This is a genomic window from Paenibacillus tundrae (assembly GCF_030812775.1).
GTDB classification, from domain to species: domain Bacteria; phylum Bacillota; class Bacilli; order Paenibacillales; family Paenibacillaceae; genus Paenibacillus; species Paenibacillus tundrae_A.
In genome coordinates this window covers 1-22953 of sequence record NZ_JAUSTI010000029.1, presented here as the reverse complement: position 1 = coordinate 22953, position 22953 = coordinate 1, and the positions used below count along the sequence as shown (strand labels likewise).

Sequence of the window (22953 nt, the reverse complement as noted above, 5' to 3'; positions counted from 1 at the left end):
TAGAGATTATGGAACTATGGTTTACGGAGAAACAGACCCCTGTATTCGGGATCACCGCGAAGATTAAGCAGACTTATGTAACAGAGCAAACAGACTTTCAAGATTTGGCTATGATAGAGACCGAAGAATTCGGTAATATGTTGATCCTTGACGGTATGGTTATGACGACAGTAAAAGACGAGTTCGTGTATCATGAAATGGCAGCTCACCCTGCACTCCATACCCATCCGAATCCGAAAAAGGTATTGGTTGTTGGCGGTGGTGACGGTGGTGTAATCCGTGAAGTCATTAAGCACAGTACAGTAGAAAAAGCAGTTCTCGTTGAAATTGACGGTAAAGTCATTGAATATTCCAAAAAATATTTGCCTGAAATCGCCGGTAAACTGGACGAGCCCAATGTGGAAGTCCTTGTGAACGACGGCTACATGCATATTATTGAACATAAAAATGAATACGATGTGATCATCGTAGACTCCACCGAGCCTGTAGGGCCAGCTGCTCCATTGTTTGAGCGTGGTTTCTACCAAGGCATTTATGAATCGCTCAAAGAAGACGGAATCTTTGTTGCCCAAACAGACAACCCTTGGTTCAAGGCAGATCTAATCCAGAAGGTGAACAAAGACGTCAAAGAAATCTTCCCGATCGTACATGTGTACGGCTGTAATATTCCAACATACCCAAGCGGTCTATGGACATTCACCATGGGCAGCAAGAAGCATGACCCGCTTGCGGTGGATGAGACTCAAATTCCGGAGATGGATACGAAGTATTACTCTCCGCGTCTGCACAAAGCGGCATTTGTACTTCCTAAATTCGTGGAAGATTTAACGAAATAAAGGGGAAATCAATTAATGAAACTGGATCAAGCTTATTCAGGAAATGTATTTATTTGCAGCTCTGAGGATTATGAAAACTCCAAAGCAGTTATCTACGGTATGCCGATGGATTACACGGTCAGCTTCCGTCCGGGCTCCCGTTTTGGCCCATCTCATATCCGCCAGGCATCGGTTGGACTCGAAGAGTACAGCCCGTATCTCGATAAAAGTATTGTAGACATGACTTACTTTGATGCTGGAGACCTGCTCTTGCCTTTCGGTAACGCTGGACGCAGTCTTGAAGTGATTCATGAATACATCGGTAGCCTGCTGGCTGACGACAAATTCCCGATTGGTCTCGGCGGAGAACATCTGGTTACTTGGCCGGTCATTCAACAAATGTATAAGAAATACCCGGATCTGATCTTGATTCATATTGATGCACACGCAGACCTTCGCGAAAACTATGAAGGAGAGCCATTGTCCCACTCTACACCAGTACGTAAAGCGGCTGAGTTGATGGGCGGCAAAAATATTTATCAATTCGGTATTCGTTCTGGTTCCCGCGAGGAGTTCCAGTATGGACGCGAGAACATCAATTTCTATCCATTTGAAGTTGCAGCTCCAATGAAGGAAGCTCTTCCGAAAATGGGCAACCGTCCAGTGTATGTGACCATTGATATCGATGTGCTTGATCCATCTGCAGCACCAGGAACAGGAACGGCAGAAGCGGGCGGCATTACATCTAAAGAACTGCTGGAAGCGATCCACATGATCGCAGGCTCTGATGTGAACGTAGTTGGATGTGATTTGGTTGAAGTTGCGCCGATCTATGATCCAACACAACAGACTCAGATTGTGGCTGCGAAAATGATTCGTGAAATGCTGCTTGGATTCGTGAAGTAATAGTTAAAGTTAGCGCCTCTCTGTCTACGCCTGATTGTAACCTGCGTAGAAGGGGGCGTTTTTTAAAATATAGGAGAATCAATCTCATAAACCTTTTAGCAGCTTCAATCCGGGCTAGATATAGATGAAAATGATCCAATTTGTTCATAGTTGAAATTGATTCAAGAATGTATAAGTTTACACGTATAATCGTGCTGAACGATAATTTCACCGAGGGGAGTAACGAGTTAAATTAAGTTAAGTTAACTTAATTTAACTTTCTGCCGTGAGCTGTGCTATACTAGATACATCAGCATTCAGTAATATATTGATTGATATATTACAATTACGGAGTATATGGTAATCGGGTTCAACCATATACTAAAAAGAGTCATTATCGCTCCAACGATAATGACTCTTAGGACCCGAAAGGCTGTGGATTGCCACGGCGCGCATGAATTAAATATTGCTATTCAAGCGAAACCCACCGTTAGGCGCCAACCTTATGAGGTGGGTTTTCGCTTGCTACGAAACTTTTTGCGTAACCAACGGTACAGCTTTCGCCCACTCAGTACAATACTGAGGATCGCAGCAATCCATCGGATTACATCAAGCAACGCCACAAGTTTGATCATCGACGTCACCCCCTTTCGGGAAGCTGCGCCGTGATCTGGAAAACATCCACCGTTATTCAAAGTCCATAAGGAATATTATAGCACGTCTGTTCTCGTCTCTCTACCATGAACTGGAATTACTCAGTATAGAGAAAGTTCCACATGGAACAATGTTGATTGAATCTCAACTAGGTGTAGCTCAAGAGTTTCCGAAATACGTTGAATACAACGAGCCGACTTGGAACGACAAGTGATGTATCTCCAGCCAGTTGTGGAAACGAACGATGTGAGGGAGATTAGGGAGAACATGTACTCATGAATCAATCCTAATACCTTAAGTAGCTTCAATCAGACGAGAGATAGGTCAAAATGCTTCAATTTGTCTATATCCTAAAATATTTTTCCGCCTAAATTGCAATAAATGATCGATTCTAATGGATTTGTAAAGATGTTATTTCAAAAATGAGAAGGATAAACAGGCTCTAACGTAGCTCTCGAAATAAATATAAGAATAAATAGACTCTCTCCAGCTACTATAAGCTAGAAAGGGTCTATTTGCTGTGTAATATTAATGGTTGAAACTAATCCAAAAAAACGATATTGTAAGCGATAACAACATACTTTTTAGGAGGTTGAATTAATGGTTAACGTTACTTTAAAGGCAGATTCTAATCAAGGATTAATAAATCGCAATATCTATGGTCACTTTTCTGAACATCTAGGTCGTTGTATTTATGAAGGAATATGGGTTGGAGAAAACTCACCTATTCCGAATACTGAGGGTATTCGCAATGATGTATTGACAGCGCTGCAAAAGCTAAATATTCCGGTGCTCCGTTGGCCGGGCGGCTGTTTTGCCGATGAGTATCACTGGAAGGATGGCGTGGGGCCGCTAAGTGAGCGTGCACGAATGATTAATACGAACTGGGGCGGCGTGGAAGAGAACAATCATTTTGGAACTCATGAATTTCTGAGACTGTGTGAACTGCTTGGAACGGAGCCTTATATTAGTGGCAATGTAGGAAGCGGTACAGTTCAAGAGATGCAACAATGGGTTGAATACATGACGTTTGACGGCGAATCACCAATGGCAAATTGGCGGAAGAGCAATGGTCGTGAGAAGCCATGGAAATTGACGTACTTTGGCGTAGGTAACGAGAACTGGGGATGCGGCGGCAATATGCGAGCAGAATATTATGCTGACGAATACCGCCGATATGCCACATATGTGCGTAATTATTCCGATAACCAGATTTACAAAATTGCATGTGGGCCAAACGAGGATAACTATCATTGGACCGAAGTGTTAATGCGTGAAGCTCATCAGCATATGAGTGGACTCAGCCTACATTATTACACCCTCCCAACGGGCGTATGGCAGGATAAAGGTGAAGCGACTGGTTTTAATGAAAGTGATTGGTTCCAGACGTTGAAGCGCACGCTCCATATGGAAGAGTTAATTGTAAAACATTCCGAGATTATGGATAAATACGACCCTGAATGTAAAGTCGGTCTGATTATCGACGAGTGGGGCACATGGTACAACGTGGAGCCGGGAACCAACCCAGGATTCCTCTATCAGCAAAATACGATGAGAGATGCTCTGGTAGCAGGCATCAATCTGAATTTATTCAATAAGTATAACAAGCGGGTGCAAATGGCAAACCTTGCACAGATCGTGAATGTGCTGCAAGCACTTGTTTTGACTGAAGGTGAGAAGATGATTCTTACGCCAACATATCACGTCTTTGATATGTACCAGGTTCATATGGATGCGGAGCGACTGGAGCTGGATTATGAGAGCCCTGGATATACTTTTGGTGAAGATACAATTCCACAGCTTAGCTTGTCTGCATCACGTGATCAGGAAGGTGTAATTCATGTGACCGCATGTAATCTTAGTCATACGGATGAGCTGGAAGTAGTGTGCCAATTGCAAGCTACCGATTCTTCCGTAGCCTCAGGGCGTATTCTGCACCACGGGGAGATTGGAGCATTTAATACGTTTGAGCAGCCAGAGAACGTTACTCCATCAGAATGGAAGGGTGTTACGCTGGAAAATGGTCAATTGCGGTTCGTATTGCCGCCTGCATCTGTTGGAGTCATTGCAATAAAGGCATAGTGCTATGAACAGCCGTTTATCTATGGAAACAGGTCAGAAGACTGAGCGTTCGCTTTGCAAAGGTTGCGATGATCAATATGATGTACAGATTAGTGAAGCCAAGCTAGCGCGTCTTGTGGAGCTAGCCTCACGTTCACGTCCTGTTGTTGCAGATGCCGAATATGAGCGGAGATTATCCTCCTGCTACAGCTGTCCGGCATTACAGTACGGTAGCACTTGTCGGTATTGTGGTTGTTTGGTACAGGTGCGTGCCAAACTGCTAGATTCAACCTGTCCATTCCCGTATGATTCACGATGGGCCTGATTGAAGTCCTAATTTTAATTACTTAATTACTATATTAATGAGAGAATGAGAGCAGCACTAAATGAAGTGTCCCCCGTCAAGTAGGCAGGTGAACAATCAAACCTGTTACTGTAAAGGGCATATCATGGGGTGCTGCTCTCCTTTTTTTGCTGCCCAAGAACAAAAACTCTGAATTTGGATTTGAATTGAACGAGTGAACTGGATATAGTTATACAGTAGAGTGTAGGATAGAAGGCTATCCGGTAATATGAGTGCGTATAGCGGTACAACGATACGAGAAGCGCTTGTGTAGATCAGCCTCTCGTTTTTGGCGCCGCCTCGAATATAATGGAGGTTAACATTCATGTCGAACATGCGACCGGTTCAGATCCGGCTGCACAGCCGCTATGAAGGTGAAGATGTGCTGCAGGAAATGCAGGGTGAAGCTGTGCTGAAAGGGTCTGTTCTCTATGTTCGTTATCAGGAACCACAGACCGGTCCTGAAGGTGGCATTACCCGAACAACATTGAAGATGAGCGGACAGTCCATCAAGATTATACGTCACGGCGAGGTGGAATCGGAGCAGACGTTTGAATTAAACCGGAAGCTTCCGGGCTTTTATCGTTCTCCTTACATGGCTTTTTCCTTGTCCACGCATACACAGGAACTGGAACTTTCCATTCAAGGATTGAACGCACGCGCAGCGTGGAGCTATGACTTCTACCGCTTTGACGAAGAATCCGGACATTTCGCGATTAGTTTGCATATACAGGAGGAACCAATTTAATGACACGTAATCCACTAGATACAATTAATGAACGGGTAAGCACGGCGATCGGTAATGCCATCGTTGCTGCTGGGATCGTTACGCAAGATGAGTTACCTGCTATCACGCTTGAAGTACCTCGGGACAAATCCCATGGTGACCTAGCGACCAATGCTGCGATGCAGCTCACCAAGATTGCTAAGCGCAATCCTCGTCAGATTGCGGAAGAGATCATCGCCAACCTGAACTTGGCGGATGCTGGCATAGAGACGGCTGAGATCGCTGGTCCAGGCTTCATCAACTTCAAATTGGACAAGAGCTACCTCTATCCAGTACTGGAGCTTGTGCAAGAGCAGGGAGAGAATTACGGAAGAATTAATGTTGGTGAAGGACGCAAGGTCGAAATGGAGTTTGTCAGTGCCAACCCAACAGGAAGCTTGCATCTGGGACATGCCCGTGGAGCAGCTGTAGGTGATGCACTGTGCAATATCCTTGATTACGCTGGTTACGATGTAACGCGTGAATACTACATTAATGATGCGGGTAACCAAGTATTTAATTTGGCTCGCTCCATTGAAGCACGTTATTTGCAAGAGCTAGGCCAAGATGCTGAGATGCCAGAAGACGGCTACCACGGTGAAGATATTAAAGGGTTTGCGAAGGAACTGGTTGCCGAGAAGGGAGACAGCTTGCTGTCCATGCACCCAGGAGATCGTGCCGCTTACTTCCGTGACTATGGTCTGGAGAAGGAACTGGATAAGATCAAACGAGATTTGAATCGCTTCCGCGTTAACTTTGACATCTGGTTCAGCGAGACTTCCCTGTACGATAATGGTGAAGTACTTCGCGTGCTGGATGAATTGCGTGACCGTGACGAGATCTATGAGAAAGATGGCGCAACCTGGCTGAAAACGATGCAATATGGGGACGACAAGGAACGTGTATTGATCAAGAATGATGGTACGTACACTTACCTGACACCAGACATCGCATACCACCGCGATAAATATTCTCGTGGATACGACACGATGATTAACATATGGGGAGCCGATCACCATGGATATATTCCACGGATGAAAGCTGCGATGCAAGCACTCGGCAACGATCCGGATAAACTGGTCGTGCTGATTGCACAGATGGTTAGCTTGTTCCAGAACGGTGAGAAAGTGAAAATGTCTAAGCGTACGGGTAAAGCCGTAACAATGGAAGACCTGATGGATGAGGTAGGCATTGACGCCATTCGATACTTCTTCACAATGCGTAGCATGGATTCCCACCTGGACTTTGACATGGATCTTGCTATTTCGACGTCTAATGAAAACCCGGTGTTCTATGTGCAATACGCACATGCTCGGGTATGCAGTGTATACCGTCAAGCAGAGGAACAAGGCATCGAGCTGTTGCCAATTGAACAGATCAATTTGTCTAAGCTGACAACAGAACATGAATTTGATCTTCTCCGCAAAATGGGAGAACTGCCAGAAGAGATTGCCACTGCAGCTACGGGATATGCGCCACATCGCCTGATCCGTTACGTATATGAGCTGGCATCCCTGTTCCACAGTTACTACCGTGCAGAACGCGTCATTACGGAAGACGCGGAGCAAACGCAAGCGCGTCTGGCGTTGATCGGAGCTGTGCGCACCGTTATCGCAACAGCGCTTCGTCTGGTTGGCGTATCCGCACCAGACAAAATGTAATCCATGCCGCGGCGGCGCAGCGCCGCCTAGGCTTGACAAAAAGTCCCCATGCACCACGCTTGCAATGCAGCGTGAGCATGGGGACTTTTTGCTGTGCAAGCAGACGGACGCATGGGCGTGCCGTGCTTGCACGTGAGCCTGCACCGACCACCACCGCCGCGCTGCCGCGTGTACAAGTCTTGAAGCCTCTGTATACCGCGAGCATGCGGTATACGGTGTCTTCAAGGCTTGCTCAGCCAATGGCGGTGGTGGTCGGTGCGTTATGCCTCGCCCTCCTGCATGAGCCGGAGGGCGTCGATCTCGCCGCCGCGTATCTTCGTCTTCGCGGCGGTTGTTTTGCGAGCGCGCAGTGGTACGGTGGCGCGCTTGACCAGCGTTTTAATTTCGCTGGGCGAAAGTCCTGGATGCTTGGCAAGTAATAGCGCGATGGCGCCGCTTACGTGGGAAGTCGCCATGGAGGTGCCGCTCATCTCGTGATGCTTGCCTTGTACCCATGAGGATACAATCTTGTCGCCAGGTGCGTAGACATCTACATATGCACCACGGTTGCTGAAGGATGCAATGCGCCGGTTTTTGTCCGTTGCACCCACGGATATTGTCTGCGGATACCTTGCTGGATAATCAATGCTACGACGTTTGCCGTCGTTTCCTGACGAGGCCACAATGACAATGCCGGCATGGTACGCCCGATTAACGACATCGAGAAGAGCCTTGCTGCGAGTCTTCATACCGAAGCTCATATTGATGATATCTACCCGGTTACGCACACACCAGTCGATGCCGAGCACGATATCGGATACATAAGCCGATCCGTTATGATCAAATGCCTTTACTGGATATATCAAAGACCGAGGAGCTACACCGATCATGCCAGCCATGCTGTTGGCTGCTGCAATTGTTCCGGCAATATGAGTTCCGTGACCGTTATCATCATGCGGCAGTAAACTACGATTTAACAGATTAATCCCACGCGCTAGTGAATAACGAAGATCCGGGTGCTGATAATCTGCACCAGTATCAATCACACCGATTTTGATGCGATGCCCTGTGGAGACAGACCATACTTTGGGTGCACGGATCTGCTTCACTCCCCAGGGCACACCTTGAACGCTGGTTGGTTTATTATGAAGCGCAGTGGCATGGAGCGAGATGGAGTGATCCTCTTCTACTGTGATATCAGCGCCATAACGATTCAATTCTTCTGGGCAGCCTACATTTGCGATAATGGAGCGTGCAAGACGGGATGAACGCACTGCTCTGAGGTCGGAGAATTTGCTACGCATTCTCGAAAGTTCCAAGAGACATTCTTCATAGTGTCTTGGTTGGTTGAACCGGATGAGGTACCGCCCCGCCTGTTCCGGTTCAGGATCTTTCATTCCTTCAACTAAATGATGCAATAAGCCAGTGTAGTCCATTATGGGCAGCCCCCTTCGGGATGAACATGCTGAGGTATTCTATGAATGCGCTCAGCCTGCCGCATGGGGAACTTGCCCTTTTTTTATAAAAAGTCCTTCACTTCGTGTCAAAAAGGGCGCAGGGACATATGATGGATGGAGGGCTAGAGGGCTCTTGCGGGGAACCTTGGTAAGGAGCAATCCTACGAGGGTATACAGTCAGAAGGCGGAGGGGACTCCGTCTTTTTCTATTTTTGCTCAGCTTCTGTAGAATGGCGTCGTCGAAGTTGTTTTCCATGTTATTTATCTAATCCACGTACATAAAAACTTGCTTTTTAACGCTAAATAGGTTTTACTTAGTTTTGTTAATGGATATGTTATACGTAACGATCCAGTTCGTAGGGATATAAAGTGAATTAATGTGTGAGAGGAAGTGTCTGTCAGTGAGTACCTCACTCAACTTAAAAATTGATAAAGAAAAGGTAAGAGAGATCCCTTTGGTTGACCTCGCCTTTATGGTGCTGAAAGCGGCAAATACGCCGTATTACTACCGAGATTTGATGAATGAGGTAGCGAAACAGCGCGGAATGACTGACGAAGAAATCAACGAGTTTATCGCCCAGCTATATACCGAGATTAATATCGATGGACGTTTTGCTTGCGTCGGTACGAGTCTGTGGGGATTGAAGCGCTGGTATCCGGTTGCTGGAACGGAAGATTCCATGACGGGTGCGAAACGTCCACGTATCATCAACGATGAAGATGATGATTTGGAAGATGAGGACTTCGGTGAAGAGGAAGATAGCTACAGCAGCGACGAAGACTTCGACAACACGGATGATGACCAAGACGAAGATGAAGACGAAGATGAAGACGATGATGACATCTTCGATGAAGATGATAGCGATGAAGAAGTTCTAGTTGAAGATGATGATTTGGAAGATGAAGACCTCGACGAAGACGATGAAGAAGAGTCCGAAGACGAGGATGACTTTGACGACGATTCCAATAAGTAAACGTCATTTTTAATGTCAATAATTTACCCGTTTTACCCCGACAGACATCCTTGACAAGCAGATGGGGTAGCGGGTAAACTATTGCATGGGCTTATGAATGAGCGACAATATATTTATGTTTTTTATAAAAGTGCCCCGTCCTGCGGGAGTACTTTTTTTTGTATTTTTAGAGGCAGAATTTTGCAAAAAGAATTGATTTCCGCATGCTCCCGGTAAACGTCCGGGGTTCGTTTTTGTATATAAAAAAACGCCAATCGATGTTTCTGATTGATGTCAAGTAAGGGGACGAACTCGGATCAAGGCTCTCGGAAAATTTGCACCATTTTGTTGTAAAGCAGCGTTGTTCAAACGGTCTTCGTGAGAAAGAGCAGTTCGTAGATGCAGGGAATTTCTACCATTGCTCTTTTTAACGATGATTACCTGGGAAACGGGTTACGATAACACCATATATCGCCTGAATTTCTGTACTTATATTAGGAGGGTAATAACAGTGACAAAGTATATTTTCGTGACGGGCGGAGTTGTGTCCTCCCTGGGCAAAGGAATCACGGCTGCCTCGCTGGGCAGATTGCTGAAAAACAGAGGGCTCAAGGTAACAATCCAGAAATTTGACCCATATATCAACATTGACCCGGGAACGATGAGCCCGTATCAGCACGGTGAAGTATTCGTAACAGACGATGGCGCGGAAACGGATTTGGATCTGGGTCACTATGAGCGGTTTATCGACATCAATCTTTCCAAAAACAGCAACGTTACAACAGGTAAAGTTTACTCTTCCGTAATCAGCAAAGAGCGTCGCGGTGAATATTTGGGCGGTACAGTACAAGTTATCCCGCACATTACGAACGAGATCAAAGAGCGTGTATTCCGCGCTGGTCGTGAAGCTGGTTCGGATGTCGTAATTACGGAAATCGGCGGAACAGTAGGCGATATCGAGAGCTTGCCTTTCCTGGAAGCTATTCGTCAGATCAAGAGTGATGTAGGTCGCGACAATGTAATGTACATCCATGTAACGTTGATTCCATACATCAAGGCTGCGGGTGAAGTGAAAACAAAACCTACACAGCACAGTGTGAAGGAATTGCGCAGCATCGGTATTCAGCCAAACGTTATCGTTTGCCGTACAGAGTACGAGCTGTCCAAAGACATGAAAGCCAAAATCGCGCTCTTCTGTGACATTGATGAGAACGCCGTGGTAGAATGCCGCGATGCGAGCACACTGTATGAAGTGCCACTTAACCTGCGTGAAGAAGGCTTGGATGAGATCGTGGTAAACCACCTGAAGCTGACTACTCCTGCACCGGATATGAGCGAGTGGGAAGGGTTGGTTGACCGGATCAGCAAATTGCAACGCACTGTTGAGATTGCGATTGTTGGTAAATATGTAGCGCTTCATGATGCATATCTGAGTGTTGTTGAATCTTTGTCTCACGCTGGATTCGCATCCAACGCAGAAGTGAAAATTCGCTGGGTTCATTCCGAAGATATTACAGATGAGAACGTAGGAGACCTTCTGCACGGCGTGGGTGGTATTCTTGTTCCTGGTGGATTCGGAGATCGTGGAATCGAAGGTAAAGTATCGGCAATCCGTTATGCCCGTGAGAAAAATATTCCGTTCTTCGGTATTTGCTTGGGTATGCAGGTTTCCGTTATTGAATATGCACGTTCCATCGTTGGTTTGAACGGTGCTAACAGCTCCGAGATCAATCCAGCTACTGAGTTCCCAGTAATCGATCTGCTGCCAGAGCAAAAAGATATCGAAAATCTGGGTGGTACGATGCGTCTTGGTCTGTACCCTTGTAAGCTTCAAGAAGGATCTTTGGCAATGGCTTGTTATGATGACGAGCTCGTGTATGAGAGACATCGCCACCGGTATGAGTTCAACAATGAATACCGTGAAGCTATCGAAAAAGCAGGATTGGTTATCTCCGGTACATCTCCGGATGGCCGTTTGGTAGAGATCGTTGAACTTCCGGGACACCCATGGTTCCTGGCGGTACAATTCCATCCGGAATTCACTTCCCGTCCAAACCGTCCACAACCATTGTTCCGTGAGTTTGTGAAAGCTTCCTTGGAGAACGCTGAGAAGTAAGTTGTTTATTATATGGGGATGTCTCTATTCGCTTGTGATTTATGGGCGGACGGGGCATCCCCTTTTGTTATGTTTTGAGAAGTCAAAAATGGGATAAAATGTTTTGGTCAATTTAAACCTGGAGAAGGATTTTACTGGAAGAGGTAGAATACTTATCATGACGACTATGGGATAGTTATCCAGATTCGGACGTTTATGCTTTCCTAAATCCAGGAGGTTACACAGTGGAAAATAAAAAATTGTTGATTGTTGATGACCAAAATGGGATTCGCATCCTCTTAATGGAAGTGTTCAGCAGTGAGGGATATAATACATTTCAAGCACCTAATGGTAAGGTTGCTCTTGAAATTGTAAATAACGACAAGCCTGATCTGGTGTTGCTCGATATGAAAATTCCCGGCATGGATGGGCTGGAAATATTGAAGCATATTAAAGAAATAGACCCCAACATCAAAGTCATCATGATGACGGCTTATGGGGAGCTAGATATGATTAAGGAAGCTACCGACCTTGGAGCACTCATGCATTTTACGAAACCGTTTGATATCGATGAGATGCGTGTTGCCGTCAATATGCAATTGCGAAATGATACCGCCAATAAATGCAGCTAAATCCTGTGTAAACAGGATTTTTTTGTATATAAATAACCAAATATAAGGATTGTATTAATCCAAGGTATTCCAGTGAAATTTTCAGGGAATATTGAAATTGATGATGCCGTCATGTGATATCTATGAAAACTGTGCTGCAAAGCACAGCATTTTTGCAAATGCATGTTTAGTATTTGACATGGGATGTGGTATAATAAGCCCGTATGTGATTTCGGCTAAAAACCATAGACATAACCCAAACCCCTAGGAGGATTGAAACCATGCCATTAGTATCTATGACAGACATGTTGAACAAAGCACTCGAAGGAAAATATGCAGTTGGTCAATACAACATCAATAACCTTGAGTGGACTCAAGCAATTCTTACTGCTGCTGAAGAAGAAAAGTCCCCAGTAATCCTGGGTGTTTCCGAAGGCGCAGCACGTCACATGGGTGGCTTTACTACTGTAGTTAAAATGGTAGAAGGACTCTTGATTGACATGAAAATTTCCGTACCAGTTGCTATTCACCTGGATCACGGTTCAAGCTTCGACAAATGTAAAGAAGCGATCGACGCTGGATTTACATCCGTTATGATCGACGGTTCCCACCACTCCATCGATGAGAACATCGAAATGACTAAAAAAGTGGTTGAATATGCACACGCTAAAGGCGTTTCTGTAGAAGCTGAAGTAGGTACTGTAGGCGGACAAGAAGACGACGTTATCGGTGGTATTCAATACGCTGACCTGAACGAGTGTATCCGTATCGTTAAAGAAACAGGTATCGATACTTTGGCACCAGCTCTGGGTTCCGTACACGGTCCTTACCAAGGCGAGCCAAACCTCGGCTTCAAAGAAATGGAAGAAGTTCGTGACGCGGTACAAGTTCCACTCGTATTGCACGGTGGTACAGGTATTCCTAAGCACGATATCGATAAAGCAATCTCCCTGGGTACTTCCAAAATCAACGTGAACACAGAGAACCAAATCTCTTTCACTAAAGCAGTTCGTGAAGTACTTGCAGCTAAACCAAATGCTTACGATCCACGTACATTCATCGTACCAGGCCGTGATGCAATCAAAGAAACAGTTAAAGGTAAAATCCGCGAGTTTGGTTCTAACAACAAAGCGTAATTTATCTCAAACAGTTCCATACTGTGAAATGGAAGAACACCGCCTAGCCGGTGTCTTTCCATTTTCACACCTTATTTCTACATCGTTAGCCATCAGCACGTATTGCCGTTCATCGGCTGCAAAACACGTAGGGGGACATTAAGCTTTATGGAAAAATTGATGATTAGTGGCGGACGTCCGTTACAGGGAACTGTAACCATAAGCGGCGCCAAGAACAGCGCCATTGCGCTTATTCCTGCAGCATTGCTTGCCGAGTCAGAGGTCGTGCTTGACAACCTGCCACTTTTGAGTGATGTGGCCGTATATGCGGAAATTTTGGAGGAACTCGGAGCGCGTGTGACATGGGAAGGCAGTCAGATGAGAATCGATCCTTCCGATATTAAATCCATTCCTATGCCGAATGGGCCTGTGAAGAAACTTCGTGCTTCATACTATATGATGGGTGCGCTGCTTGGGCGTTTCAAAGAAGCGACCATCGGTTTACCTGGAGGTTGTAATTTTGAACCTCGTCCGATTGATCAACATATCAAAGGTTTTGAAGCGCTTGGCGCAACGGTTACAAACGAACATGGTTCCATTCATCTGCATGCCAAAGAGCTTCGCGGAGCTAAGATTTATCTAGATGTAAGTAGCGTAGGTGCAACCATTAACATTATGCTGGCGGCAACTCGTGCCAAAGGCTCTACAATTATCGAAAACGCGGCTAAAGAGCCTGAGATTATAGATGTAGCAACACTTTTGAACTCTATGGGTGCAAGCATTAAGGGTGCAGGTACAGAAACCATTCGTATTGAAGGTGTATCTGAACTAAAAGGCTGTCGTCATTCGATTATCCCGGATCGTATACAGGCGGGTACGTACATGATCGCTGCGGCAGCAACACGTGGAGACGTCCTGATTGATAATGTCATCCCTAAACACCTTGAAGCTTTGACAGCAAAGCTAATTGAGATGGGCGTTGGCATTGAGGAACTAGACGAGAGCATCCGAGTTATCGGACAAGCATCTTACAATCATGTGGATGTGAAGGCGCTGGTGTACCCTGGCTTCCCTACAGATCTACAGTCCCCGATGACGAGTGTATTAACTCAAGCCACGGGTGTTAGTGTCCTCAGTGATTTTGTATATAGCAATCGATTCAAGCATGTTCCTGAGTTAGTGCGAATGGGTGCTAAGATTCGTGTAGAAGGACGTTCTGCAATTATTGAAGGTAGTCCTTTGAATGCGGCTAAGGTAAAAGCATCCGATCTGCGCGCTGGAGCAGCGCTGGTGATCGCAGGTCTCACCGTTAGTGAAGGTGTGACTGAAGTAACGGGTGTTGAATATATTGATCGTGGTTACGATCATCTCGTTACTAATCTGCGCTTGTTAGGTGCAGATGTGTGGCGTGAGACGGAGTAAACGAACGATATATTGCAAGTTTACAGCAATACAGTTATTATTTTTACTGAACTGCATAACCTTTCAACAAATGGGTAAACCTATACTAATAGAGTTCTCAGCCTCTCCGGAACCAGGTGGAATGTACGATTTCCTTGGCCGGAGGGTCTTTTTTTGGATTAGACATCATATGGCTGTAAGAACAGAGATCATTCCCTTTCCTCAAGCCCCCGGTTTGTTTGAACTGCGCTCCTTGGCCGGTTACCCGGATCGAACGCCTCATGACTTTTGTGTTCACTCACTAGCGGACAGTGCTGTGTATATAGCCATCCCGCCCGGAACTTACATCCAAAGACAAGTATTTGCATTATAGCGGTTACATTCCGTACAATGGACAGAAGAGAACGCGGTGTTATGCCTGCTCTCCATAGCCGGAACATCTAGCGAAACTATCCATTTCACGGACTTATTAATTGAATAGGTGGTTATTATATGGATCTACAAATTTCCGATTTGGAAGAAATGAAATTAACGGACCTTTACAAACTGGCCAAAAAATATCAAATTCCATATTACGGTCAATTGAAAAAGAAAGAATTAATCTTTGCTATATTACGTGCACAAGCTGAACAAAGTGGTTTGATGTTTATGCAAGGTGTGCTAGAAATTCTCCCTGAGGGATACGGATTTTTACGGCCGATTAACTACTTGCCGAGTACGGAGGATATCTACATTTCAGCTTCGCAGATCCGCAAGTTTGACCTTAGAACGGGTGACCTCGTATCGGGTAAGTGTAGGACGCCAAAAGAAAATGAGCGGTACTTCGGTTTGCTGCAAGTTAATGCTGTAAACGGAGAGAATCCTTCAGCCGCTGCGGAAAGACTTCATTTCCCTGCACTAACTCCATTATATCCGCAGAAAAAACTGGTTCTCGAAACATCCCCCAACCATTTGTCCACTCGCATTATGGATGTGCTTGCTCCAGTAGGTCTGGGACAGCGCGGATTGATCGTAGCACCTCCCAAAGCAGGTAAAACACTTCTCCTTAAAGAAATCGCCAACAGCATTTCAACGAACAATCCTGAAATTGAACTATTTGTCCTGTTGATTGATGAGCGTCCGGAGGAAGTAACGGATATGTCTCGTTCGGTTAAAGGTGAAGTTGTAGCTTCTACGTTTGATGAGCTGCCTGAGAACCATATTAAAGTTGCTGAATTGGTATTGGAGCGTGCGCTTCGTCTTGTAGAAGCCAAAAAAGATGTCGTTATTCTGCTGGATAGCATCACACGTCTGGCTCGTGCATACAACTTGGTTATTCCGCCATCTGGTCGGACGCTAAGTGGAGGTATTGACCCTGCAGCATTCCATCGTCCTAAACGCTTCTTCGGTTCTGCAAGGAATGTAGAAGAGGGAGGAAGCTTGACGATTCTGGCGACTGCTCTGATTGACACCGGTTCCCGTATGGATGATATTATCTATGAAGAGTTCAAAGGTACGGGTAACATGGAGCTTCATTTGGATCGTCGTTTGGCAGAGCGCCGTATCTTCCCTGCGATTGATATTCGTCGTTCGGGTACTCGCCGTGAAGAAGTGCTTCTTAGCAAAGAAGAGCTGGATACAATTTGGACTATTCGGAAAAATATGAATGACTCACATGATTTTGTGGAGAGCTTCCTGAAGAAGCTACGCAACAGCAAAACCAATGCAGAGTTCCTTGCTGCGTTTGATGCAGCAGCCAATAATCCAACGAGTAATTCCGGCACAACAACAACCCGTCGTTCACCAAGACAAACAGCCACATCAGCAACAACAACCTAGTTGATTATGGGCTGATTGGACACTCGTCGTTTAGGCTTAACCCATATAGATGTGAGGAGAACATCATGTATTTAGTATACGCAGATGAAAAAGGTAATGTCTTTGATCACCAGTCCTTGTATGGACTTGCACGAAGTGGTGATATGATTGTTGAAATTATGGAGGATGAGCTTATTCCTCTGCCAGATGGAGCGACATTGGTAGGATTGCCGAGCACTCGTCCAATTGGTATGGATCCCGATACGGGCGAGATGTTGCCAATGCCTAGTGATACACAAGCTGTAGGTGCGTTGTTGCCGCAAGGCTTCACCCGGCTGTGCCTGCCAGGTTATGTGAAGACGGATAAGGAGTACAAGTTGCCTTTGTTCGGTTATTCGGCAGTTGTCTGGAAAGATGGCGGTTTTTATGTCACGGCTGCGAAGTCGGATAGTCCAGATAAGTGGAACCCGCTTAACTGCGACCGGGATGATGTGAAGTCAGGTGTGAATCATTTGACGAAAAAATATCCGGAAAATCGCTTGTATACTCATCTATCGAATTGTGCGCTGGGATATGAATGCTTAACTTCATCCAACACGTTCCTGAATCGTTGGGAAGGTGGCGTGCCTGTATCATACTCCTGTAATGCAGGTTGCTTCGGATGTATTTCTGAACAACCAGATGACAGTGGTTTTGTATCTCCGCAGACACGTATGAATTTCCGTCCACGTGTGGATGAAATTGTTGAAGTTATGCTGGAGCATTTGAAAACGCCGGAATCCATTATCAGTTTTGGACAAGGCTGTGAGGGTGAACCATCCACGCAGGCTAAACTGATTATTGAGGCTATTCGTGAAGTGCGTTCCATCACAGATATGGGATACATCAACATTAATACGAATGCTGGATTGAATGATCATATTAGAGGTATTGTAGATGCAGGGCTGGATCTGATGCGCGTAAGTACAATTAGTGCTTTGGACGATCATTATAATGCCTATTACAAACCTCGTGGTTATACCTTGGCTAATGTCGAGAAATCCATGAAGTATGCCGCAGAACAAGGTGTATACACCTCCATTAACTATTTGATCTTCCCGGGTGTAACAGATCGTGAGGAAGAGATTGAAGCGATGGTTGAGTTTGCGCGCAGAACCAAACTACGTCTCATTCAGATGCGTAATCTCAATATTGACCCTGAAAGTTATTTGGAGCTAATTCCTCCGGCTCAAGGTGACATACTGGGAATGAAGCAGATGATCGAAATCTTCCAAGAAGAGTTGCCTGACGTCGTGATTGGCTCGTTTACACATGTTCCACCAGCTGGAATGGCACGTCCTAAGCGCCTGATCACCTCTTGATAATTATGGATTGCAACTGGCAATATGCCATGTTATAATCTTCGGAGTTGTGCCATTTACTCTGGGTCCGCTTGAGGCTCAGGGCGGAAAGAGGTGAAAGGTAATGAAAGAAGCAATTCATCCTAAATACACGATTGGTCAAGTATCCTGCGCATGCGGTAATACTTTTGAGACTGGTTCGGTTAAAGACGGACTTCGTGTAGAGATTTGCTCCGCGTGCCACCCGTTCTTCACTGGTAAACAGAAGTTTATCGATGCTGGCGGTCGTGTGGATCGTTTCAAGAAAAAATACGGAATCTAATTCAGCAATCCTTCGGGAATTGTCTGCTAATTGCATCCAAACCCACCCCTGTCATCTTGGCAGGGGTTTTTATATGTTTGTTTACGCATGGGCAGTAGAGAATGATCAACGATAAGGAACCTAGTTTCTAGACTTTTTTAAGACTAGTCTTCTACATCGTGAAGTAGGTCGAGCGGCATTCTAGATCAATTGGTAACAATTAATAAGCTCTTCCCATTTCCCTCTGGTTGCAATTTATACTACCTTACGTTATACTATTTCTTACCGTGCTAGATGGGGAGGTAGCGGTGCCCTGTAACTCGCAATCCGCTACAGCGAGGTTGAATTCCTGCTAGAGGTTTTGTCGATGTGAGGTTTGGTCCCTGAACGTGGTGTTGACGGTTGGGTCCTCCGCAATGAGTACTCATGAACCTGGTCAGGTCCGGAAGGAAGCAGCCATAAGTGAGATCACTCTTGTGCCGGAGGGTTGCCTAGCCTGAGCTATTGTTCAGGGGTGCCACTCGGATCGCAATTATCGATAGCAGGTGCACGGCTTACTATTAGAATTAGAGACCTTTGCAGTTGTATGTATGCAGAGGTCTTTTTGATATGTCTACAAAAAACCACGCAGAAGTGGGTCAGATAAAGTTTGGATTCACCCCGGAATATAGTATAATGGGGGAACGACAAAGGACTCGAATGCGAAGTGGAAGGAAGGTAACGCATCATGGAGCATATCGCGTTATACCGGGCTTGGCGTCCCCAGTCGTTCCAAGATATGGTGGGACAGCAGCATATTATTCAAACCTTGCAGAACGCGATTCGTGAACAGCGGACTTCCCATGCCTATTTGTTTAGTGGCCCTAGAGGAACGGGAAAGACGAGTGCTGCCAAGATTTTGGCCAAAGCTGTGAACTGCGAACGTGGACCTGCGCCCGAGCCTTGTAACGAGTGCGAAGCATGCCGGAGGATTACAACTGGTGCGGTAATGGATGTACAAGAGATTGATGCGGCATCCAACCGTGGTGTTGAAGAGATCCGTGATCTTCGGGAAAAGGTTAAATATGCGCCAACCGAGGTTCGACAGAAAGTTTATATTATTGATGAAGTACACATGCTTACGACAGAGGCCTTCAATGCGCTACTTAAAACGTTGGAAGAACCTCCTCCGCATGTTATGTTTATTTTGGCAACAACCGAGCCCCATCGCCTACCGGCCACGATTATATCTCGCTGTCAGCGATTTGATTTTCGCCGAGTGTCGTTGGAGGAGCAGACAGCACGCTTAGCTCTAATCTGTGAGCAAGAAGGTATGGAAGCTGACCTTGATGCACTTCAATACATTGCCCGTCTATCTGACGGGGGGATGCGGGACGCGCTTAGCGTATTGGATCAGATCTCCTCATTTACGGATGGGAAGGTAACCTATCAGCAGGTCATGGATATGACCGGTGGGATTCCATCTGAACAATTTGCGAAGCTTGCTGCCTCTCTATTGAAGGGTGACGTCGGTCATATTCTGCAGATGATTGAAGGATTTATGCATGAAGGCAAGAGTGCAGACAAATGCATGGAGAATTTGCTTTATTATTTCCGTGATTTGCTTATGATTAAGATGGTACCGGATGCAGATAAGCTCACGGATCGTGTACTCAACCCTGAGTCATTCCGAGATATGGCTGAATCCTTCACTAAGGAACAGTTGTTCCAAATGATCGATACACTTAATCGGTACCAGAGTGAAATGAAATATGCAGTCCAACCACAGACGCTGTTTGAAGTTGCGTTGCTCAAACTATGCAGTATTCCCGCGCAAGGCGTAGTGGCTGATCAAGCGGTAGCTTCGTCAAGTGTTGGATCTACTGCGCCATCGTCCGATAGTGGAGAGATTGGCCGGTTGAAGCAACAACTTGCTGAGCTTGAGAAGAAACTAGATCGGGCACTTAAGAGTGGGTTATCTGGTGGGGAATCTGCCTCGAGCGGTCCTTCTCGTCCGGCGACACGGGCTCCTGTGTCTAGAGGGAACTCGCCAGCGAAGTTGCCCGCGAATTTGGATCAGTATGTTGCGCGTAAAGGGTCGCCTGATTTTATGGAGATCAGCAAAAAGTGGAGTCAGATTTTGCAGCGTGTAAAAGAGGAGAAAGTCACAGTTCATGCTTGGTTTATGGACGGTGAACCGGTATCTTTGTTGGAAGACAACGTATTAGTGGCTTTCAAAAATAACATCCATCGCGAAACGACCGAGAAACAGGCGAATCGTGAAGTGATTGAACGTGTACTGTCTGAACAGCTTGGACGTTCAGCACGTCTGGTGACGATGATGCTCAAGGATTGGACTGGCGCAATGGAAGGAGCTTCTGAAGCGCCAAAGGAGGACTTTAAGCTTGAACCAGAGCATGAAGATGGGGGTTCGGGCAGCAAGCAACCTTGGATAGATGAAGCCATTCAGCTATTTGGTGAGGATCTTGTTGTAATTAAGGAATAGATTTTACTATACGCCTGGTGCGATAACTATACCTAAGGAGATGAAAAGTTATGAATAACATGAACCAAATGATGAAACAAGTGAAGAAAATGCAGGAGCAAATGTTGAAAGCACAAGAGGAACTTGCGGACAAAACGGTTCAAGGTACTTCTGGCGGAGGCGTTGTGACAGCAGAGGTTAACGGACACAAAAAATTGCTTGCTATTACAATTAAACCTGAAGCGGTAGATCCAGAAGATGTAGAAATGCTGCAGGATCTTGTAATGACTGCTGTAAATGATGCTATGACCAAAGCTGATGAGATTGCCAATCAAGATATGGGTAAATTCACAGGCGGCATGAAAATTCCGGGATTATTTTAATTTAAATTGATCCTGTAAAAGGAGACGCAATCGATTGTATTATCCCGAACCGATAGCCAAGCTAATTGACGCCTTTACTCGTTTACCGGGTATTGGACCTAAAACAGCGGCACGATTAGCTTTTCATGTGCTTAACATGAAGGAAGACGATGTTATTGATTTTGCCAAAGCACTTGTCAGTGTGAAGCGTAACCTTCATTACTGTTCTGTGTGCTGTAATATCACAGATACAGATCCATGCCGGATCTGTCAGGATAAATCGAGGGATACTTCGGTAATCTGTGTTGTTCAAGATTCTAAAGATCTGGTGGCTATGGAGCGTACGAAAGAATTCGATGGATATTATCATGTTTTGCAAGGTGCGATCTCTCCTATGGAGGGTATTGGGCCGGATGACATTCGTCTGAAGGAACTGCTGACTCGGTTGAGTGATGAACGAGTACAGGAGTTGATCCTGGCAACGAATCCGAACATTGAGGGAGAAGCTACAGCGATGTACATTTCCCGTTTGGTTCGTCCGTTTGAAATCAAAGTAACTCGTATTGCTCATGGATTGCCTGTTGGTGGAGACTTGGAGTACGCAGATGAAGTAACATTATCCAAAGCGCTAGAGGGTCGTAGAGAGGTGCGTTAAACGCCTAGCTATGATCTGAAGGACAGTATTCGATGTGTTGTTTTATTAGCTGATAAGTATAGCAATGTAAACGAATTTAATCAGAGAACCCCTCGGGGTTCTCTTTTTTGTTTTATTGGATGTGTAGGTCGGTAGTTTGAGAGGGGTGGATGTAGTGACGTTGTGAGTTGAAAGTCTGTGTACAGGAATATTCATGGAATAAGTTCTAAGTTTGTCCTCTCCTTGATATGTATGAGATATGCTGTTTCAGATCTGGAGGGGGAGAGCTTATGTTGTTTTGGAAAAGTAGCAGGTGCTCATCTAATGATAAACATACTCGAGTAATGAAGGAACGAGAAGCAGAACAGATTTATACTGATATTCAAAAGGCTAAGCTGGAATGGGAGAGAGCCGTGAGGCAATTCGAAGAGGCGCAAGGGGAGGATGAGATTGATTATGCGATCTATGTGTTAGAAGCAGCTGAGCGAAAGTACCAAATTCATTTGAAGCGAGCTAAGCGGGCAGAAATGGATGGAGCAGTGATGATGGATCGAGGTTTAAGTGGATAGCTGAATAAATTGAAATGAAATGGAGGCGGGGATAATGAAGAGTTTAATACTAGGAAGTGTACTAGTTGTATCATTGCTTGCGCTGTTAGTCATCTTGTTCAAGAAGAGAATTGGGCTTGCTTGGCTTACCTCATTCGGAATCCATCTTGTACTAGCGGCTGTGGGAATTTATATCGTGAATTATTCAGGGTTGATTACAGGGGCGTACATCCCTCTGAATCCTGCCACGATAGGTACCGTGAGTATTCTCGGGCTGCCTGGAGTAGGGCTATTATTGGGTTTGAAAATTTCTTTGTTTGGGTAGTTGACTCTTCGATCATTTCTATGGTACATTATATCTCGTTGCTTTGCTTGCTTGGTCGAGACGTTTTGTAGAGATTAACGAGTTCGAAAGAGCTCGAAAAAAGAATTTCAAAAAAATGCTTGACTGAAACACACGAAGCATGATATATTATAAAAGTCGCCGCTGAGACAAAATGGTGACGAAAAATGAGAAAATTATCAAGTTTGATCTTTGAAAACTGAACAACGAGTGAGTAACGATCTTGCTTGCAAGATCGACGCTGAGAAATCGTACACATCTTCGGACTGGATGGTTTCGAAGCACAAATGAGATTTTTAATCTCGTCAGATTCAAAATGAGCTAATCGCTCTTTTCAATACTTTATTGGAGAGTTTGATCCTGGCTCA

Annotated in this window: 21 protein-coding genes and 1 other RNA gene; 20 read left to right on the top strand and 2 right to left on the bottom strand. The window is 45.4% G+C overall.

Going from position 1 to position 22953, the window contains the following annotated elements; genetic code table 11:
• Positions 1 to 8: 8 nt before the first annotated feature.
• Complete coding sequence (speE, locus tag J2T19_RS27350; RefSeq protein WP_128099810.1) at positions 9 to 836, top strand: polyamine aminopropyltransferase; 828 nt, start codon at positions 9 to 11, stop codon at positions 834 to 836.
• A gap of 15 nt (positions 837 to 851) precedes the next feature.
• Positions 852 to 1721: an agmatinase gene (speB, locus tag J2T19_RS27345; protein ID WP_145326605.1), complete on the top strand. Its 870-nt coding sequence runs from the start codon at positions 852 to 854 to the stop codon at positions 1719 to 1721.
• A gap of 482 nt (positions 1722 to 2203) precedes the next feature.
• Here the strand turns inward: speB and J2T19_RS27340 are convergent, their stop codons facing one another.
• Positions 2204 to 2335, bottom strand: coding sequence for a hypothetical protein (locus tag J2T19_RS27340; RefSeq protein WP_307221547.1), 132 nt, complete (start codon positions 2333 to 2335; stop codon positions 2204 to 2206).
• Positions 2336 to 2954: 619 nt separating this feature from the next.
• Between J2T19_RS27340 and J2T19_RS27335 the strand changes: the two genes are divergently transcribed.
• The 4 genes from J2T19_RS27335 (at position 2955) to argS (ending at position 7185) form a co-directional block, all read left to right on the top strand.
• Positions 2955 to 4436: an alpha-N-arabinofuranosidase gene (locus J2T19_RS27335; RefSeq protein ID WP_307221545.1), complete on the top strand. Its 1482-nt coding sequence runs from the start codon at positions 2955 to 2957 to the stop codon at positions 4434 to 4436.
• Between the two features lie 4 nt (positions 4437 to 4440).
• On the top strand, positions 4441 to 4740 hold the full coding sequence (locus tag J2T19_RS27330; RefSeq protein WP_307221543.1) for a DUF6171 family protein: 300 nt from the start codon (positions 4441 to 4443) through the stop codon (positions 4738 to 4740).
• Positions 4741 to 5083: 343 nt separating this feature from the next.
• Complete coding sequence (locus tag J2T19_RS27325; RefSeq protein ID WP_145053417.1) at positions 5084 to 5506, top strand: YwiB family protein; 423 nt, start codon at positions 5084 to 5086, stop codon at positions 5504 to 5506.
• Positions 5506 to 7185 carry an arginine--tRNA ligase gene (gene argS / locus J2T19_RS27320; RefSeq protein WP_307221541.1) on the top strand — a complete coding sequence of 560 codons (1680 nt, stop codon included), beginning with the start codon at positions 5506 to 5508 and terminating at the stop codon, positions 7183 to 7185. Before J2T19_RS27325 ends, argS begins: the two co-directional genes overlap by 1 nt.
• Positions 7186 to 7445: 260 nt before the next feature.
• Here argS and J2T19_RS27315 read toward each other — a convergent pair whose 3' ends face one another.
• Entirely contained in the window at positions 7446 to 8600 is a 1155-nt protein-coding gene (locus J2T19_RS27315; protein WP_307221540.1) for a S8 family peptidase, read from the bottom strand.
• Between the two features lie 422 nt (positions 8601 to 9022).
• On the opposite strand from J2T19_RS27315, the gene rpoE reads away from it, so the two are divergent.
• The 14 genes from rpoE (at position 9023) to J2T19_RS27245 (ending at position 22567) form a co-directional block, all read left to right on the top strand.
• A complete protein-coding gene (gene rpoE / locus J2T19_RS27310; protein WP_307221538.1) occupies positions 9023 to 9595 on the top strand; it encodes a DNA-directed RNA polymerase subunit delta in 573 nt (190 codons plus the stop codon).
• A gap of 490 nt (positions 9596 to 10085) precedes the next feature.
• Positions 10086 to 11690, top strand: a complete 1605-nt coding sequence (gene pyrG, locus J2T19_RS27305; RefSeq protein WP_128099818.1) for a CTP synthase — start codon at positions 10086 to 10088, stop codon at positions 11688 to 11690.
• 224 nt (positions 11691 to 11914) lie between these two features.
• Positions 11915 to 12301: a response regulator gene (locus J2T19_RS27300; RefSeq protein WP_056698157.1), complete on the top strand. Its 387-nt coding sequence runs from the start codon at positions 11915 to 11917 to the stop codon at positions 12299 to 12301.
• 260 nt (positions 12302 to 12561) lie between these two features.
• Positions 12562 to 13416 (top strand): class II fructose-1,6-bisphosphate aldolase, encoded by an 855-nt coding sequence (fba, locus tag J2T19_RS27295; RefSeq protein ID WP_056698160.1) that lies wholly within the window; start codon positions 12562 to 12564, stop codon positions 13414 to 13416.
• A gap of 147 nt (positions 13417 to 13563) precedes the next feature.
• Positions 13564 to 14817, top strand: a complete 1254-nt coding sequence (gene murA, locus J2T19_RS27290) for a UDP-N-acetylglucosamine 1-carboxyvinyltransferase (RefSeq protein ID WP_145053427.1) — start codon at positions 13564 to 13566, stop codon at positions 14815 to 14817.
• 471 nt (positions 14818 to 15288) lie between these two features.
• Complete coding sequence (rho, locus tag J2T19_RS27285; protein WP_056698164.1) at positions 15289 to 16614, top strand: transcription termination factor Rho; 1326 nt, start codon at positions 15289 to 15291, stop codon at positions 16612 to 16614.
• A 65-nt stretch (positions 16615 to 16679) separates the two neighbouring features.
• Entirely contained in the window at positions 16680 to 17954 is a 1275-nt protein-coding gene (locus J2T19_RS27280; RefSeq protein WP_307221536.1) for a radical SAM family protein, read from the top strand.
• Between the two features lie 103 nt (positions 17955 to 18057).
• Positions 18058 to 18255 carry a 50S ribosomal protein L31 gene (rpmE, locus tag J2T19_RS27275; protein ID WP_056698168.1) on the top strand — a complete coding sequence of 66 codons (198 nt, stop codon included), beginning with the start codon at positions 18058 to 18060 and terminating at the stop codon, positions 18253 to 18255.
• Positions 18256 to 18519: 264 nt separating this feature from the next.
• Positions 18520 to 18787: signal recognition particle sRNA large type (gene ffs / locus J2T19_RS27270), an RNA gene on the top strand.
• A gap of 174 nt (positions 18788 to 18961) precedes the next feature.
• A complete protein-coding gene (gene dnaX / locus J2T19_RS27265) occupies positions 18962 to 20719 on the top strand; it encodes a DNA polymerase III subunit gamma/tau (protein WP_307221533.1) in 1758 nt (585 codons plus the stop codon).
• A 50-nt stretch (positions 20720 to 20769) separates the two neighbouring features.
• Positions 20770 to 21081 carry a YbaB/EbfC family nucleoid-associated protein gene (locus tag J2T19_RS27260; RefSeq protein ID WP_024628773.1) on the top strand — a complete coding sequence of 104 codons (312 nt, stop codon included), beginning with the start codon at positions 20770 to 20772 and terminating at the stop codon, positions 21079 to 21081.
• 34 nt (positions 21082 to 21115) lie between these two features.
• On the top strand, positions 21116 to 21715 hold the full coding sequence (gene recR / locus J2T19_RS27255) for a recombination mediator RecR (RefSeq protein WP_145053433.1): 600 nt from the start codon (positions 21116 to 21118) through the stop codon (positions 21713 to 21715).
• Positions 21716 to 21984: 269 nt separating this feature from the next.
• Positions 21985 to 22263 (top strand): DUF2508 family protein, encoded by a 279-nt coding sequence (locus tag J2T19_RS27250; protein WP_370874968.1) that lies wholly within the window; start codon positions 21985 to 21987, stop codon positions 22261 to 22263.
• 34 nt (positions 22264 to 22297) lie between these two features.
• Positions 22298 to 22567, top strand: coding sequence for a pro-sigmaK processing inhibitor BofA family protein (locus J2T19_RS27245; RefSeq protein WP_307221526.1), 270 nt, complete (start codon positions 22298 to 22300; stop codon positions 22565 to 22567).
• Positions 22568 to 22953: the final 386 nt, after the last annotated feature.